Here is a 15,691-nt window from a genome sequence, read left to right on the forward strand (position 1 = left end):
CCGCTCAGAGGGCGCCGAGCGTGGCGATGAGCTCGATGACGTCATACGCGGTGGGGAAGTCGGCGGCCTCGTAGCGCAGCGTGCACCCGTCGGCGAGCTCCATCCCCGGTATCAGCAGCACCAGCTCGGTCATCCGGGGCCGGTGCACCCGCACCTCCAGCCGTACCGGACCGTCGAACCGTGGCGCGCGCACGGCGTCGCGCCCGGCGAGCGCGGCGGGGACGGCCTGTTCGATCCTGTCGCAGGCCTCCTCGGGGTGCAGCATGGCCGCCGCGCGGGCGCCCAGCGCGCGCTTGACCACGACCGCGTGCATGCCGGGCACGACCTCGGCGGCTTCCGCCGCCACGGTGTCGTCGCCGCTCACCAGGACGGGCGGGACGCCGGCGTGGGCGGCGAGCGCGGCGTTCAGGCCCAGCTCGCCGAGGGAGCGGCCGTTGCAGCGCACGTCGGAGACGACTCCTCCGGAGACGGTGTGGGCCAGCACCGAGCGGGCCGTGCCCGCCTTGCCGTGGTAGCCGATGAACAGGGCTGCGTCCACGCCGCCGTCCAGCCCGGCCATCATCCCGTACGGCTTGGGCGTGCCGCGCAGCAGCTCGGCGCGCCGGTCCAGCCGCTCGGGCAGGAGGTTGCGGAAGTGGGCGTGCGCCTCGGTGACCAGCACCTGGGCGCGGGGCTCGAAGGCGTGGACGCCGCGGACGGCCGCGTTGGTCTCCGCCGTGAGCAGCGCGCGGTTGCGTTCGTACTCCCCGTGGCCGGGCAGCACGTCGTCGCCGTGGACGACCCCGGCGATCCCTTCCATGTCGACCGAGACGAGCACGCGCATCGCGATCCCACCTCTCCGGAAACCCTGCGCCCCCGCTCAGGCGGGAGCGAGCTCGATGACCACCTTGCCGAACGGCGAGCCTTCGCGGTAGTGCCGGTAGGCCGCGTGCGGGTCGGTGAAGGTGCGGTCGATCACGGGCCGCAGCTCGTGGGCGGCGACGGCGGCGCACAGGCTCTCCAGCTCGGCCCGGTTGCCGACGAAGACGCGGCGCAGCGTGGCCAGGCTGGAGGCGTACGCCTCGTTGGTGATCTCCAGGCGGTCGCTCGTGGCGTCGCGGGTGATGAGGACGGCCACCTCGCCGTAGAGCGCGGCGGCCCGTACGGACTGGTCGATGGTGGCCGGGCCGGCCGTGTCCACGACGAGGTCGGCGCCCTGCCCGCCGGTCAGCTCGCGCACCCGGCGGCCCCAGTCGGGGGTGGCCGGGTAGTCGATCACGTGGTCGGCGCCGAGGGCCTTGAGCCGGTCGGCGTGGTCCATGCGGGAGGTCGTGACGATCACCCGGCAGCCGAGGAGCCGGGCGAGCTGCACGGCGAACAGCGACACCCCGCCCGTGCCGAGCGTCACGACCGTCGCGCCGGGCAGCAGCTTCTGCCCGCCGGTCAGCGAGACCCAGGCGGTCAGCGCCGCGCACGGCAGCGTGGCCGCCTCGGCCCAGCTCAGGTGCTCCGGCACGGCCACCGCCGCCTGCTCGCCGAGCAGCGCGTACTCGGTCAGCATGCCGTCCAGGGTGCAGCCGGGCTGGTCGATCAGCTCGGGGCGGAGGCGGCCGTCGTGCCAGCGCGGCCAGTACGACCCCATCACCCGGTCCCCGACGCCGAACCTCGTCACCCCCGGCCCGGCCGCGACCACCTCTCCGGCGCCGTCGCTCAGCGGGATCACGCCCGGCCGGGCGGGCAGGGGGTAGGTGCCGTCCAGGATGAGCAGGTCGCGCTTGTTGAGCGCGGCCGCGTGCACCCGCACGAGGATCTCCCCCGGGCCCGGCTCCGGCACCGGCTCGTCCTGGAGCGCGATCTCAGGGCGTTCCACTCGATATGTACGCATGCGGCGATCCTCCAGAGGGGCCCGTGTTCCCGGCAATTCCCCCCAGGGAATGAGCAGGGAATGAGCAGGAATGACCGGGGAGCCGGGCCTAGGCCACCGCCTTGACGGCCGGGGCCTGCCGGCGCGTGACGCGGCGGCGCCGGGCCGGCATCCCGTACGTCGGGTTGGTGACGCCCCAGGCGGCGCTCTTGCAGATGAGCTCCTTGTAGACGGCGGCCAGCCGGCCGGTCAGGGCCGCCGGGACGGCGCGGTCGTCGGCGGTGACGTACTGGATCAGGCCCTGCTTGCGGCCCAGCGAGATGCACTGGTTGAAGTAGCCGGGCGCACCGTGCGGCAGCTTCCCGCCGGTCAGCCGGGCCACGATCGCGTCGGCGGCGCGCTGGGCGGTCGGGATGCCCGAGGCGCACGACATCCGCAGCGGCTTGCCGCCCCGGCCCATCGCGAGGGCCGCGTCGCCGATGGCGTACACGTCGGGGTGCGAGACCGAGCGCATGGTCTCGTCGACCACGATCTGGCCGGTGGCGCCGAGCCGCAGGTCCGTCGCCTGCGCGATGGGGTGGACGGCGAAGCCGGTCGTCCACACGGTGACGGCGGCCGGGATCGCCGTGCCGCCGGCGACGGTGATCCGGTCGGGCTCGACGGCGGTCACCTCGGTGCGCTCGTGCACGGTGATGCCGAGGTCGCGGACGACCTTCCGCAGGTGCGCGCGGCCCTTTGGGGCGAGCCAGTCGCCGAGGTCGCCGCGGGCGACGAGGGCGACGTCGAGGTCGGGGCGGGCCTCGGCGATCTCGGTCGCGGCCTCCACGCCGGTGAGCCCGCCGCCGACGACGACCACGGGCTGCCCGGCGCCGAGGCCGGCCAGGCGCTCGCGCAGGCGCAGCGCGCCGGGACGGCCGGCGATCTCGTACGCGTGCTCGGCGGTGCCGGGGACGCCCTGGGTGTTCCAGGCGCTGCCGAGGGCGTAGACGAGCGTGTCGTAGGCGAGCTCGGCGGCCGGGGCGCCGGGCCGGCTCGGGTCGGTCACGGTGACGGTCTTCCGCTCGACGTCCACGCCGGTGACCTTGCCGAGCTTGAGCTCCACCCCCGTGCCCGCGAACATCTCGCTGAACGGCCGGGCCTTGAGGTCCTGGCCGGCCGCGACCTGGTGCATGCGGACCCGCTCGACGAAGTCGGGCTCGGCGTTGACGAGGGTGATGGCGACGTCCTCGGGGTGGAGCCGGCGGGCGAGACGGCCGGCGGCGAACGCACCGGTGTACCCGGCGCCGAGGACGACGATGCGGTGCTGCATTTCCGTGCTCCTGTCTTGCGGGGTGTTGTGCCCTTTGAACCGGGCAGCTCGCCGATTCCTGACAGGATCAGAATGTGAAGCGCGTCACATCTCTCGCATAAGTGTCACAACGCCGTCAGCAGCGGTCCCCCGTGGTCGCCCGCCGCCCACTGCGCGGTCGCGCGGGCCAGCTTGTCGGGGTTGACCTGGTTGCGGAAGGCGGCGATGCCGTCGGCGGTGATCTCCAGGCACATGATGGCGACGACCCGGCCGTCCACCACGCCCACCACGGCGGGCTCGCCGTTGGCGGTCGTGAAGTAGATCTCCGGCCGGCCGCCGACCATGGCCCGCTTGGCCTCCGCGGGCTTGAACAGGCCCCGCAGGAACGTCGCGACCGCGAGCGGCCCCTCGAACGGCTTGACCCGGGCCGGGATCTTCCCGCCGCCGTCGCCGACCGAGATGACGTCGGCGGTGAGCAGGCGTACGAGCGGCTCGGTGCGGCCACTGGTGGCGGCGGCCAGGAACTCCTCGACGATGCGCCGCGCGGTGGCCTCGTCGATCTCGGTGCGGGCCTTGCCGTCGGCCACGTGCTTCTTCGCGCGGTGGAAGAGCTGCTGGCTGGCGGCCTCGGTGATGTCGAGGATCTCGGCGATCTCGCGGTGCGGGTAGTCGAACGCCTCGCGCAGCACGTAGACCGCCCGCTCGTTCGGGGACAGGCGCTCCATGAGGGTGAGGACCGCGTACGAGACCGACTCGCGCTGCTCGGCGGTGTCGGCGGGGCCGAGCATCGGGTCGCCCTCCAGCAGCGGCTCGGGCAGCCAGCGGCCCACGTACGTCTCGCGGCGCGCCCGTGCGGAGGTGAGCTGGTTGAGGCACAGGTTCGTGAGCACCTTGGTCAGCCACGCCTCGGGCACCTCGACGCGATCGAGGTCGGCGGCCTGCCAGCGCAGGAACGTCTCCTGCACCGCGTCCTCGGCCTCCGAGGCCGAGCCGAGCAGGCGGTAGGCGATGGCCTCCAGCCGCGGCTTGAAGGCCACGAACCGGTCGACGTCGTTCACGGTCAAGGACATGGCCCCGATCCTAAGCGGCCCGGTTCGCCCGCGTCCGCGGGGGCTGCCCCGGCGAAAAAGCCCGCGTCCGCGGGCCTACCTTCGTGCGGACGCCCGCGGGCCGCCGCCTCGGGCGGTGCGGGAGCGGTGGCCGACGTGCGCGCTCTCCCGCTCCGCCTCGTACGCGCGCCGGCGGCGCTTGCGGCGGGCCAGGAGCCAGCCGGCGGCCAGGGCGGCCAGGCCGAGCGGGGTGCCGGCCAGGCGGCGGGCCAGCAGGAGCTTGAACAGCTTCTTCATGGGGACGCCTCTGCCCGCGTTCGCCCGGGTCAGTCGCCGGGGACGGACTCGGTGGCGGTCGGGACCGGCGGGCTGTCCTGCGGGTCGGGGCTCGGCGGCGCGGCCACCCCGACCGTGAGGGTGATCTGCGTGCCGGACCCGGCGCAGCCTCCCGGCTGGACGCTCTGCGCGAGGACGGTGCCCACGCGGGCCTCGTCCTCCACCGTCTGCTGCCGCGTCTGTACGGAGAAACCCGCCGCGGCCAGCTCGGCACGGGCGTCCTCACCGGACCGGCCCACGACCGAGGGGACGGGGGCGCCGTTGCGGGCCACGGTGAGCGCGACCGGGGTGCCGCCCTGGACGCGGGCGCCCGCCTTGGGCCGGGTGGCCAGCACCTGCCCGTCCGGCTCCGGGGAGCAGGAGCGGGTGATCGGGCCCACCTTGAGCCCGGCGCCGGTGAGCGCCGCCGCCGCGGCCTTGCGCCGCAGGCCGGTCAGCGCCGGCACGGGCAGGCCGGCCGAGACCTGGAGCGTGACCTTGCTGCCCTGGCTCACGACCGTGCCGGGAGCCGGCCTGCTGGTGAGGACCTGGCCGATCTTCTGGGGGGCGTCGCGTTCGGTGACGGCGCCGACGGCGAGTCCGGCCCGCTTGAGCGCCTTGGCGGCGGCCTGCCGGTCCAGGCCGGCCAGGGGCGGGACGGCCACGGTGGCCGGGCGGACCACGGTGGGCGGGTTGTTCAGCGCCGGCTCCTGGGGGCCGCGGGACTGCTGCGCGGGCGGCTCGCCCGTCGAGGGCTTCTGTGTCGGCGGGGCGGTGGAGGGGGCCTGGGAGGTGAGCGGGGCGTCGCCGGCCTGGGGGGCGGCGGTTTCGGTGTTCCTCCTGGACATCGTGGGGATGATCACGATGAGGAGTACGGCGGCGGTGGCGAGCAGGGCCGCGCAGACCGCGATGGCCGCCCTGGGCCACCCCCGTCCACGCGCCGCGCCGTCCGCCGCCACCGGCCCCTCGGGAGGAGCCGGGCCGGACCCGCTCCGTAAGGGCCCACCGCCCTGCCTCGGCACGGGAACCCCGGTGGTGGCGGGTGCGGCGGTGTCCGGAGGCGGGCGGTAGGCGTCACCCGGCGGGGTGGCGTCCGGGGGGAGGCGGTAGGCGTCGCCCGGTGCGCCGGTCGTCTCCGGCTCGGCCATCGGGGGCCAGGTGGGCGGCGGCTCGTCGCTGGAGCGGTGCGTCTCGGGTGAGCGCTGCTCCGGCACCAGCGGCGGCGGCACCGCCCGCAGGACGTGCGGCGGCGGCGAGCGCAGCACTTCGGGCGGCACGCCCTCGGCCGAGTCCCCCAGCAGCTCGTACAGCAGCTCCCTGCTGCTGGGCCGGTTGCGGGCGTCCTTGTCCAGGCAGGAGGCCACCAGCACGCGCAGCCGCCCGTCGAGCCGCCCCAGCTCGGGCGGGGCGGTCAGGATGCGGTGCAGCACCGGCGCCACGGAGTCCTGGCCGAACGGGGCGGTGGCGTTGGCGGCGAAGCACATCGTCGCGCCCCACGAGAAGACGTCGGCCGCGCCCGTGACCGCCGACGCGGTGATCTGCTCGGGAGCCATGTACGCCGGCGTGCCCACCCCGCGCCCGCTCACCGTGGCCGCCGCGTCCAGCACCTTGGCCAGCCCGAAGTCGATGACGCGCGGCCCGTCGGAGCCGAGCAGCACGTTCTGGGGCTTGAAGTCGCGGTGGACGATGCCCGCCCGGTGGATGGCCGCCAGCGCCGTCGCGGTGCTCACGGCCAGCCGCTCCAGCGCGCCGTCGCGCCGGGGCCCGGTCAGCGCGACCTCCCTGGCCAGCGAGGGGCCGTCGACGTACTCGCTGACGATGTACGGCCGCCCCTGGTCGAACCCGGCGTCGACCACCTGCGCCGTACAGAACCTGGCCACGTGCTTGGCCAGCTCCACCTCCCGCAGGAACGCCGCCCGCTCGTCCCCTACGGGCCCGTGCAGCAGCTTGACCGCGTACGTCTCCCCGCCCCTCGAACCGAGGAACACCGCGCCCTGCCCGCCTTCACCGAGACGCCCGGTGAGGACGTACTCCCCCAGTCGCTGCGGGTCCCCCGTTCTGAGCGGCTGCGCCGTTGGCACGGGCGTCTCCCCTCGCCGCCACTCTTTCTGCTCTCTACTGAAAGCAACGGGCCGCGAACAGTCAACGGTGCTCAGGCCAATCGCCGCCTGAACGTGACACAGCAAGTCAGGACGTACGGGCGACCTTGCCCGAATACGTCACTTCGTCCTTACCGTCGCGGGTGACCTTGATGGCCATCTGGTTCGCGTCGGAGGTGGGGGACATCCGGAGCGTCCCCGGATAGCACTCCTCGCCCCGCACCTGGTCGAGCAGGAAGACGGGGCCGCTGCCCGTCCGTGCGAGGCGGCCCGAGCAGTGCAGGTCGGCGCCCCAGCGCATCGCGCCGCCGTCGTCGCCGGTCAGGCGCAGCTCGACGGGGAAGACGCGGCCGGCGCTGAAGTGCTCGGCGGAGCCCGTCCACGTGCCCGCCAGCCCTTCGGCCGCGCCGCGCGTCCAGAGCAGGAGCCCTCCCGCGGCGGCCGCCACCCCCAACGCCACCACGGCCGCCTGCCAGGGCCGGATCCGCCTGCGCCCGGGTGCCGGGCGGTCGCGGGCCTTCGCCTTGGCGCGGGCCGCGATCAAGGGGGCGGTGATGGCGGGGAAGCTCGTGGTCGGATCGGGATCGGTGATCACGCCGGGCGCGGCCTCGGCCGCCCCCAGACCCACGACGGCGCTCAAGCGCGCGCTGCCGGCCCGGCCCGTTCCACCGGCCCGTTCACGACCGCTCCCGGCCTCCCGCCCGCGGCCAGAGCGGGCATCCCGCTCACGGCCGTCACCGACCTCCCGCTCGGGACCATCACCGGCCTCACGCTCGGGACCATCGCCGGCCTCACGCTCGCGACCGTCACCGGCGTCCGGCTCGCGGCCGGTCCCGCCGACGGCGAGCATCGCCGCCGTGGGCAGCACGTCGCCCACCCCGGCCGCCTCCTGCCCGAGCAGCAGCCGCAGCACCTCCTCGGCGTCCGGCCGCTCCCCCGGCTCGGCGGCCAGGCACGCCTCGACGATCTCCCGCAGCCGCCCGCCCAGCGCCCCGAGGTCGGGCTTGCCGTACAGGACGCGGGCCAGCACCTCCTGGTGCGTGCCCGCCGTGTACGCGTGCCGCCCCGTCGCCGTGTACGCCACCGTCAGCCCCCAGGCCCACATGTCGGCGGCCGGCCCGGCGCTCTCGCCCTTCATCCGCTCGGGCGCCATGTAGGCGGGTGTGCCCACGGGCAGGTGCGTCGTGGTGACGGCGGCGTCCATCAGCCGCGACACCCCGAAGTCGATGACGCGCGGCCCGTCGATGCCGAGCAGCACGTTGCCGGGCTTGAAGTCGCGGTGCACGACCCCGGCCCGGTGGATGGCGCCGAGTGCGGTGGCGGTGCCGATGGCCAGCCGTTCCAGTGAGCCGCCCCGGCGGGGGCCCTCCTCGACGACGAGCTCGCGCAGGGAGGGGCCGTCGACGTACTCGCTGACCAGGTAGGGCCGGTCTCCTTCGAGGTCGGCGTCGAGGAGCTGCGCCGTGCAGAACGCCGCGACCTTCCTGACGGCCTCGACCTCGCCGAGGAAGCGCCGGCGCGCGTCCTGGTCGGCGGACAGGCTGGCGTGCAGCAGCTTGACGGCGACCGGCGCGCCTTGCGGCGATGCGCCCAGATAGACGACGCCTTGGCCGCCCTGACCGAGCCTGCGTGTCAGCCGGTACGCCCCCAACTGCCGTGGGTCATCGGCACGTAGCTCGGACATATCATTCCATTATGCCGCCCGGACCAGGATGCGAGCGGCATACCGAGATCAAGAGCCGCGGGAGACCTTCCCCGCGTACGTGACCTCGTCCTGCCCCTTGCGCGTCACGCTGACGGCGGCCCGGTCGGGGTCGGCGGACGGGACGAAACGCAGCGTTCCCGGGTAGCACGCCTCGCCCTTGACCTGGTCGAGCGTGAACACCAGCGGGTTCCCGCCGGGCTTGAGCCGCCCGGAGCAGTGCAGGTCGGCGCCCCAGCGCATGCTGGACCTGCCCCCGGCCCGCAGGCGCAGCTCCACCGGGAAGACCCGCCCCGCCGTCGGGTGCTCGGCCGACCCCGTCCACGTGCCGTCCAGGCTGGGCGCGGCGTCGCGGGTCACGGACGCGGAAGGCGTACGGGAAGGCGGGGCCACCTGTGGAGGACCGGCCGCCACCGGCTCCCGGCTCGCGGCCCACCACAGCACGCCGCCGGCGACCGCCACGGCCACCCCGACGGCCGCCGCCACCACGACCTGACGCCCCCGCCACCACCGCCGCCGGGCGGGCGTCTCCGTGCGGGCCTCCGCATCGGGGCTCGGACCGGTGTCGTCCTCAGGACCGACGGGAGCAGGGCCGACGGCGGCGAGGGCGCCGGTCGTCAGGACGTCGTCCGCCCCCGGCTCGTGCCCCAGCAACCACCGCAGCACCTCCTCCGCGTCCGGCCGCTCCCGTGGATCATGACGGAGGCACGCCTCCACGACCTCCCGCAGCGGCCCGCCCAGCGTGCCGAGGTCGGGCTTGCCGTACAGGATCCTGGCCAGCACCTCCTGGTAGGTGTCGGCCCGGTACGCGTGCCGCCCCGTCGCGGTGTAGGCGACGGTCAGCCCCCACGCCCACAGGTCGGCCGCGGGCCCGGCGGTCTCTCCCTGCACGCGTTCGGGCGCCAGGTAGGCGGGGGTGCCGAGGGAGACGCCGGTGGTGCTGGCGGCGGCGTCCATGAGCCGGGAGACCCCGAAGTCGATGACGCGCGGCCCATCGATGCCGAGCAGCACGTTGGGGGGCTTGAAGTCGCGGTGCACGACCCCGGCCCGGTGGATGGCGCCGAGGGCGGTGGCGGTGCCGATGGCCAGGCGGTGCAGCGACCCGCCGGAGCGCGGCCCCTTCTCGGTCACGTGCTGGGCGAGCGAGGGGCCTTCGACGTACTCGCTGACCAGGTAGGGGCGGTCGCCGTCGAGGTCGGCGTCGAGGAGCTGGGCGGTGCAGAACGCGGCCACCCGCCGCACGGCGTCCATCTCGCCGAGGAAGCGCCGCCGCACGTCGGGGTCGCCGGAGAGCCGGGCGTGCATGAGCTTGATCGCGACGAGTGACCCCTGCGGCGACTCGCCGAGGTAGACGACCCCCTGGCCGCCCTGCCCAAGCCGGCGCAGGACACGGTAGTTCCCCAGCCGGGAGGGGTCGTCAGCGTGGGGCATAGGGCGTCATTATGACAGCAACCCCAGGCGTCACAGCAGTGCCGCGTACTCGTCCAGCAGGGGCAGCACCACGTCGGCGGGCGCGCTGGGCAGGTTGGCGACGACCTGGGTGATCCCCAGCGAGGCGTAGTAGTCGAGCTTCTCCCTGGTGGGCAGCGTGGCGAACGGGATCACCTCCGCCGCCGGGCGCCCGGCCTTCTCGCACGCCTCCCGCAGCGCCGGCAGCGCCGCCTTGATGCCGCGCCCGCCGATCGGCATCCATCCGTCGGCGTACTCGGCGACGTGCGCGAACAGCTTCGGGCCCGCGGCCCCGCCCAGGTAGACGGGCGGCACCTGGACGGGCTTGGGCCAGGACCAGGAGGGCTCGAAGCCGTCGAAGGAGGCCACCTCGTCGCGCCACAGCGCTTGCATGGCCAGGACGTTGCGCCGGGCCACCTCGCGCCGCTCGCGGTAGGGGACGCCGTGGTTCTCGATCTCCTCCACGTTCCAGCCGAACCCGACGCCGACGACCACGCGCCCGCCGGACAGGTGGTCGAGCGAGGCGATCGCCTTGGCCGTGACGACGGGGTCGCGCTGGGCGGCGAGCAGGATGCCGGTGCCGACGCGCAGGGTGCGGGTGGCCGCCGCCGCGTAGGACAGGGCGACGAGGGGGTCGAGCGTGCGCTTGTACTCCTCGGGCAGCTCCGCCCCGCTGGGGTGCGGGGTGCGGCGGGAGACGGGGATGTGGGTGTGCTCGGGGACGTACAGGGAGTCGAAGCCGCGCTCCTCCAGCGCCCTGGCCAACTCGTGGACGGGCATGGCCAGGTCCGTGGCGAACATCGTGACCCCGAGCCTCATGCGACACTCCCTACGGTGAACCAAGCGATTGCTCGGTTAAGATTTCCAGAGTACCTTGCAGAAGACCATCCCGCGGAAAGAGGTCCCCGGTGAAGTTTTCTATCTTCCTGAATCCGCAAATTCCAGGCTCTGGTTACGCCGCCGAGGAGAACGCCAGGGCCAAGCGGCCCATCGGGCGCGACACGGAGTCGTACCAGAGGTTGCTGCACGAGGTACGGGAGATAGCCGTCCACGCCGACCAGGTCGGGTTCGACGCGCTGATGATGACCGAGCACCACTTCCACTCGGAAGGCATGGAGTTCTCGGTCAACCCGCTGATGTTCCTCACCGACCTCGCCGCCAGGACCGAGCGCATCCTGCTCGCCCCGCTCGGCCTCGTGCTGCCCGCGTGGGACCCGATCAGGGCGGCCGAGGACGTGGCGCTGCTCGACCAGTTCTGCAAGGGCCGGCTGCGGCTCGGCGTGGCCCGCGGCTACCAGAACCGCTGGATGAACGTGCTGGGCCAGCGCTGGCACGCCGCCGCCGCCCGCTCCGACGGCTCGGCGTCCGACACGCGCAACTTCGACGTCTTCGGCGAGGTGCTGAAGATCATGAAGATGGCGTGGACGCAGGAGACGGTCCGCTACAAGTCGGACGTGCTCGACTACCAGGTGCCCTACCCGTACGAGGGCATCGAGGGCTGGCCCGCCCAGGAGTGGACCCGCACGTTCGGCTCCCCCGAGGAGATGGACGAGAACGGCACCATCAAGGCCGTCTCCGTCTGCCCCCGCCCCTACCAGAACCCGCACCCGGAGCTGTGGCAGCCGTTCACGATCTCCGACCGGTCGGTCATCAGGGCCGCCCAGGAGGACATCCTGCCGTGGATGTTCACCCCCAACCCCGACGACCACGCCCAGAAGGCGAAGCTGTACCAGGAGGAGTCGGCCAAGCAGGGCCGCCACTACAAGCTGGGCGAGCACACCGGCATCCTCAAGATCGTCGGCATCGCCGACACCACGGAGGAGGCCATCAACACCTTCGGCCGCAGCATCCCGAAGGACTTCGCCGCCTTCTTCGGCCCCTTCGGCTACCTGGAGGTGCTGCGCAAGAAGGAGGACGAGAAGCACCAGCCGATCTCCCCCGAGAAGGGCGACGCCAGGCGCATGAACGACGTCGAGATGGCGCTGTTCGGCACCCCCGACGACGTCAAGCGCGGCATCCAGCGCATGCTCGACCGCATGCCGGACCTGGAGTGGTTCGGCCTCTACATGCAGGGCCAGCAGGGCGTGCTGCCGCTCGACACGGTCAAGCGCAACCTGGAGCTGTTCGCGACCAAGGTCGCGCCGGAGTTCCGATGAGGTACTGGCTGGGGGCCTCGTTCGTCGACACCGGCCAGTTCGTGGAGCTGGCGCGGGCGGCCGAGCGGTGCGGCTTCGACACGCTGACGCTCTCCGACCACCTCTTCTACGCCGACTTCGCCTCGCCGTACCCGTACTCGTCGTCGGGCCGGCCCCGCTGGGACGCGAGCACGCACTGGCCGGACGTGTGGGTGACGATCGGCGCGATGGCCGCCGTCACCACCACCCTGCGCTTCTCCCCGAACGTCTACATCGCCCCGGCCCGCGACCTGTTCACCGTGGCCAAGCAGGTCTCCACGGCCGCGGTGCTGTCGCACGACCGGGTCACGTTCGGGGTGGGGGTGGGCTGGTGCGAGGAGGAGTTCGTCGGCACCGGACAGGACTTCCACACGCGGGGCCGCCGCCTCAACGCGATGATCCCCGTGCTGCGCGAGCTGTGGGCGGGCGAGACGGTCACCGTCGAGGGCCTGCCGCCGCTGTCGATCTGCCCCACGCCGGAGCGGCCGATCCCGGTCCTGGTGGGCGGCGACAGCGAGGCGGCCCTGCGCCGGGCCGCGCGGCTGGGCGACGGCTGGATCGGCAACCGCATCTACACCGAGGAGCAGTTCGACGACGTCCTCGCCGCCCTGCGCCGCCATCTCGACGCCAACGGCCGGTCGCTCGACGGCTTCGAGGTCATCGCCCCGCTCGCGGTGCTGCCGGACGCCGACACGTACCGGCGCTTCGAGGCCAAGGGCGTGACGGGCACCATGGCCGCCCCGTGGTGGCTGGCCACCGACGAGGAGAAGGCCAGGTACGGCGCCGACTCGCTCGACCTCAAGATCGCCACCATGGAGCGCTTCGCCGAGGAGGTCATCGCGAAGACCTGAGCCCGAGCTCGGCCATGGCGGCCTCGACGAGCGCGGCGGGCATCTCGTCCATGACGCCGACCCGGATCAGGGCCGCCAGCCCGAGGTAGGTCGCGTAGCCGGCCAGCACCCGCCGTTCCGCCTCTTCCGGCGGCTGGCCGGCTGCCTCCAGGCACGCCCGCATGTACGCCAGCCGCCGCTCGCTCACCCGCCGGGCCACCTCCCGCACGAGGGGGTCGTCGGCCTCGCTGATCAGCCGGAACGAGACGGCCGCGTCGTGCCGGTCACCGAAGGCCCGCCCCAGTAGGGCCCGCATGCGCGCCACCGGCTCGCGTACCGTCTCCAGCTCCGCGATGACTTCTTCGGTCGCGGCCTCCCACCGCCGCAGCGCCGCCTCCAGGAGCGCCTGCCGGTTGCGGAAGTGCCAGTAGAAACTGCCCTTGGACACACCCAGCCGTACTGCGACCGGCTCCACGGCGACCGCGGCCGGCCCACCTTCCGCCAACGCCTCCAGCGCCGCCCGCGCCCAGTCGTCCGCGTTCAACCGTCTCACCCGCTCAGCCTTCCATACGAGATCGTATGGAAGGCTCCGCAGCGAGGGCTTCAGTATGTGGGCCGCGTCCGGAGCGCGGCCACCCTTTGCACGTGGGCGCAAAGGGTGGACACGCCCTACCGGCCCGACGACAGTAGGGTGCGCCCCAGCGGGGTCATCACGTGCAGGACGGCCGTGCCGTGGCGGTGCGTCTCGATCAGCCCGGCGTCGCGCAGCACCCGCGTGTGGCGGCTGACGGAGGCGGGCGACGTCGCGGCCCGCTCGGCGAGCTGGGTGGTGGTGGCGCCGCCGTCGATGGCCGCCAGCACCGTCGCGCGGGTCGCGCCGAGCAGCGCGATCAGCGACTCCGTGCGGTTCGACTCCCAGTGGGAGTGCCGGTCGATCGGGTACACCAGCGTGGGCGGCAGGGCCGGGTCCGCCAGTGCCACCGGGACGCGCCGGCAGAAGTACGACGGGATCAGCAGCAGCCCGCGCCCGCCGAGGTGCAGGTCGCGGTCCACGTCGTAGTCGACCTCCAGCAGCGGCGGGCGCCAGCGCATGAGCGGCGCCATCCCGCGCAGCAGCCCGTCGGGGCCGCCCTCGGTCAGGTCGCGCCTGCGGCGGGTCGTCTCGGCCGCGATGGCCGCCTCGATCGTGTCGCGGTAGGGGTCGATGGCGATGGCGTGGTAGGCCCGCAGCGTGGCCGCCAGGTTCATCAGCGTCGCCGTCTCCCCCTCGGCCAGCCGGCGGCCCCAGCCGGGCAGCGGCGACGTGCGGGCCAGCGTGCCCAGCTCGCGGCGCAGCCGGGCGCGCGGCGTGCTCAGGAGCGCCTGCAGACCGGCGTCGAGCCCCTGGAGCCCTTCCACGGGCGTGATGAAGTCGGGGAAGTAGGGGCCGAACGGCGTCAGCGCCGCCACCACCCGCTCGTAGCGGTGCAGCCGGTCGCCCTCGCGCCGCATCTCCGTCAGCCAGGGGCGCAGGGTCGCCGGTGGCGCGGGGTCGGCGAGCCGGTGCCTGGTGAACACCATCTCCCAGAAGGGATCCGCGGTCTCCGCCAGTCGGGTGCGCCGTAAGTCGTCGCCGGTGAAGTGAATCCTGAGCATCGATCCCTCGATCCCCTCATCGGCCCCACTCTACGATGGCCCGCCACCGTCCGACAGGTTCGTCCCGATCAAGGCAGGCGATAGCCTCGTATGGTGCTGGAAAAGATCGCGGCGACCCGCTACGTCACCCCGCTGCGGGAGGGCGGGTCGCTGCCCGGCGTCGTCGAGGCCGACGACCTGGGCACGTACGTCGTGAAGTTCCGCGAGGCCGGCCAGGGCAGGCGGGTGCTCGTCGCCGAGATCATCTGCGCCGAGCTGGGCCGCCACCTCGGCTTCAGGACGCCCGACCTCAAGCTCATCGACCTCGACCCGCAGATCGGCGTCAGAGAGCCCGACTACGAGGTGCAGGAGCTGCTCAAGGCCAGCGCCGGGCTCAACCTCGCGGTCGACTTCCTGCCGGGCGCGCTCGGGTTCGAGCCGCTGGCGTGGGTGGCCGATCCGCTGTTCGCGGCGCGGGTGCTGTGGTTCGACGGGCTCATCCACAACATCGACCGGAGCTGGCGCAACCCCAACCTGCTGGTCTGGCACCGCGACACCTGGCTGATCGACCACGGGGCCGCGCTGTGGTTCCACCACAACTGGCGCACCGCCGACCCGCAGCGGCCGTTCGACGCGAGCGACCACGTGCTCGCGCCGTACGCGGGCGACGTCGGCGCGGCGGGCGCGGAGCTGGCCGGCCGGATCACGCGGGAGCTGCTGGAGGGCGTGACGGCGCTGGTGCCGGACGAGTGGCTGGCCGGCGAGCCGGGCTTCGGCTCCCCCGGCGAGGTGCGTGAGGCGTACGTCGACCATCTGCTGCGGCGGGCGCACGGGCCGCGCGAGTGGCTGAGGTTCGAGCAGCCCAAGGCCCCCAAGGCGGGCCCCGGGTCGGTCGGCGAGTTCTGGCGGGGAGGCGGCGGCCGGTGAGCAGGGACGTCTACGAGTACGCGGTGATCCGCGTGATGCCCAAGGTCGAGCGGGGCGAGCTGATCAACGCGGGCGTGCTGCTCTACTGCCAGCCCCGCGACTACCTGTGCGCCAAGGTCGAGCTGGACCCCGGCCGGCTGCGGGCGCTCGATCCGCAGGCCGACGTCGACGGGGTCCGCCGGGCGCTGAACGCGTACGAGCTGGCCTGCGGGGAAGAGTGCGGGCCGCTGGCGGGAGAGCCGCTCGGCGGCCGGTTCCGCTGGCTGACCGCGCCGCGCAGCACGATCGTGCAGGCGGGCCCGGTGCACGCGGGACTCACCGCTGATCCCGGCACCGAGCTGGCCCGGCTGTTCGATAAGCTTGTCCGAATTTAGCCCCTTGACCAGCGTCGATGCTGGGTA

General features: G+C 73.7%; 15 protein-coding genes. 4 read left to right on the forward strand and 11 right to left on the reverse strand.

Annotated features, from left to right (window positions below; genetic code table 11):
- Window positions 1–4: 4 nt before the first annotated feature.
- The 9 genes from KIS93_RS49590 to KIS93_RS49630 form a co-directional block, all read right to left on the reverse strand.
- On the reverse strand, window positions 5–823 hold the full coding sequence (locus tag KIS93_RS49590; protein WP_080042226.1) for a M55 family metallopeptidase: 819 nt from the start codon (window positions 821–823) through the stop codon (window positions 5–7).
- 36 nt (window positions 824–859) lie between these two features.
- On the reverse strand, window positions 860–1,864 hold the full coding sequence (locus KIS93_RS49595; protein ID WP_080042227.1) for a zinc-dependent alcohol dehydrogenase family protein: 1,005 nt from the start codon (window positions 1,862–1,864) through the stop codon (window positions 860–862).
- Window positions 1,865–1,952: 88 nt separating this feature from the next.
- Entirely contained in the window at window positions 1,953–3,152 is a 1,200-nt protein-coding gene (locus tag KIS93_RS49600) for an NAD(P)/FAD-dependent oxidoreductase (protein WP_080042228.1), read from the reverse strand.
- Window positions 3,153–3,256: 104 nt separating this feature from the next.
- On the reverse strand, window positions 3,257–4,201 hold the full coding sequence (locus tag KIS93_RS49605; protein ID WP_080042229.1) for an RNA polymerase sigma-70 factor: 945 nt from the start codon (window positions 4,199–4,201) through the stop codon (window positions 3,257–3,259).
- Window positions 4,202–4,276: 75 nt separating this feature from the next.
- Window positions 4,277–4,477 carry a DUF6203 family protein gene (locus KIS93_RS49610; RefSeq protein ID WP_080042230.1) on the reverse strand — a complete coding sequence of 67 codons (201 nt, stop codon included), beginning with the start codon at window positions 4,475–4,477 and terminating at the stop codon, window positions 4,277–4,279.
- A 29-nt stretch (window positions 4,478–4,506) separates the two neighbouring features.
- A complete protein-coding gene (locus KIS93_RS49615; protein WP_080042231.1) occupies window positions 4,507–6,576 on the reverse strand; it encodes a serine/threonine-protein kinase in 2,070 nt (689 codons plus the stop codon).
- A 106-nt stretch (window positions 6,577–6,682) separates the two neighbouring features.
- Window positions 6,683–8,278, reverse strand: a complete 1,596-nt coding sequence (locus tag KIS93_RS49620) for a serine/threonine-protein kinase (protein ID WP_080042232.1) — start codon at window positions 8,276–8,278, stop codon at window positions 6,683–6,685.
- Window positions 8,279–8,326: 48 nt separating this feature from the next.
- Window positions 8,327–9,727, reverse strand: coding sequence for a serine/threonine-protein kinase (locus tag KIS93_RS67975; protein ID WP_080042233.1), 1,401 nt, complete (start codon window positions 9,725–9,727; stop codon window positions 8,327–8,329).
- Window positions 9,728–9,757: 30 nt separating this feature from the next.
- A complete protein-coding gene (locus KIS93_RS49630) occupies window positions 9,758–10,564 on the reverse strand; it encodes a TIGR03619 family F420-dependent LLM class oxidoreductase (RefSeq protein ID WP_080042234.1) in 807 nt (268 codons plus the stop codon).
- An 89-nt stretch (window positions 10,565–10,653) separates the two neighbouring features.
- Here KIS93_RS49630 and KIS93_RS49635 point away from each other — a divergent pair, with 89 nt between their 5' ends.
- Together KIS93_RS49635 and KIS93_RS49640 are read left to right on the forward strand one after the other, a co-directional pair.
- Window positions 10,654–11,901, forward strand: coding sequence for an LLM class flavin-dependent oxidoreductase (locus KIS93_RS49635; protein ID WP_080042235.1), 1,248 nt, complete (start codon window positions 10,654–10,656; stop codon window positions 11,899–11,901).
- Window positions 11,898–12,770 (forward strand): TIGR03619 family F420-dependent LLM class oxidoreductase, encoded by an 873-nt coding sequence (locus tag KIS93_RS49640; protein ID WP_080042236.1) that lies wholly within the window; start codon window positions 11,898–11,900, stop codon window positions 12,768–12,770. The genes KIS93_RS49635 and KIS93_RS49640 overlap by 4 nt, the downstream gene beginning before the upstream one ends.
- On the opposite strand, the gene KIS93_RS49645 is transcribed toward KIS93_RS49640, so the two are convergent.
- On the reverse strand, window positions 12,754–13,302 hold the full coding sequence (locus tag KIS93_RS49645; protein WP_168015194.1) for a TetR family transcriptional regulator: 549 nt from the start codon (window positions 13,300–13,302) through the stop codon (window positions 12,754–12,756). The two genes, KIS93_RS49640 and KIS93_RS49645, sit on opposite strands and share 17 nt — an antisense overlap.
- Window positions 13,303–13,418: 116 nt before the next feature.
- On the reverse strand, window positions 13,419–14,384 hold the full coding sequence (locus KIS93_RS49650; protein WP_080042238.1) for an ArsR/SmtB family transcription factor: 966 nt from the start codon (window positions 14,382–14,384) through the stop codon (window positions 13,419–13,421).
- A gap of 93 nt (window positions 14,385–14,477) precedes the next feature.
- Here KIS93_RS49650 and KIS93_RS49655 point away from each other — a divergent pair, with 93 nt between their 5' ends.
- Window positions 14,478–15,290 carry a HipA family kinase gene (locus tag KIS93_RS49655; protein WP_155129927.1) on the forward strand — a complete coding sequence of 271 codons (813 nt, stop codon included), beginning with the start codon at window positions 14,478–14,480 and terminating at the stop codon, window positions 15,288–15,290.
- Window positions 15,287–15,664 carry a DUF3037 domain-containing protein gene (locus KIS93_RS49660; protein ID WP_080042239.1) on the forward strand — a complete coding sequence of 126 codons (378 nt, stop codon included), beginning with the start codon at window positions 15,287–15,289 and terminating at the stop codon, window positions 15,662–15,664. Before KIS93_RS49655 ends, KIS93_RS49660 begins: the two co-directional genes overlap by 4 nt.
- Window positions 15,665–15,691: the final 27 nt, after the last annotated feature.

It is taken from the genome of [Actinomadura] parvosata subsp. kistnae (genome assembly GCF_900323885.1).
In the GTDB taxonomy this organism is placed as follows: Bacteria; Actinomycetota; Actinomycetes; order Streptosporangiales; family Streptosporangiaceae; genus Nonomuraea; species Nonomuraea composti.

Coding starts and splice junctions, on each gene's coding strand:
- KIS93_RS49590 (WP_080042226.1), bottom strand. CDS start 823: ATGCGCGTGCTCGTCTCGGTCGACATGGAAGGGATCGCCGGGGTCGTC.
- KIS93_RS49595 (WP_080042227.1), bottom strand. CDS start 1,864: ATGCGTACATATCGAGTGGAACGCCCTGAGATCGCGCTCCAGGACGAG.
- KIS93_RS49600 (WP_080042228.1), bottom strand. CDS start 3,152: ATGCAGCACCGCATCGTCGTCCTCGGCGCCGGGTACACCGGTGCGTTC.
- KIS93_RS49605 (WP_080042229.1), bottom strand. CDS start 4,201: ATGTCCTTGACCGTGAACGACGTCGACCGGTTCGTGGCCTTCAAGCCG.
- KIS93_RS49610 (WP_080042230.1), bottom strand. CDS start 4,477: ATGAAGAAGCTGTTCAAGCTCCTGCTGGCCCGCCGCCTGGCCGGCACC.
- KIS93_RS49620 (WP_080042232.1), bottom strand. CDS start 8,278: ATGTCCGAGCTACGTGCCGATGACCCACGGCAGTTGGGGGCGTACCGG.
- KIS93_RS67975 (WP_080042233.1), bottom strand. CDS start 9,727: ATGCCCCACGCTGACGACCCCTCCCGGCTGGGGAACTACCGTGTCCTG.
- KIS93_RS49630 (WP_080042234.1), bottom strand. CDS start 10,564: ATGAGGCTCGGGGTCACGATGTTCGCCACGGACCTGGCCATGCCCGTC.
- KIS93_RS49640 (WP_080042236.1), top strand. CDS start 11,898: ATGAGGTACTGGCTGGGGGCCTCGTTCGTCGACACCGGCCAGTTCGTG.
- KIS93_RS49650 (WP_080042238.1), bottom strand. CDS start 14,384: ATGCTCAGGATTCACTTCACCGGCGACGACTTACGGCGCACCCGACTG.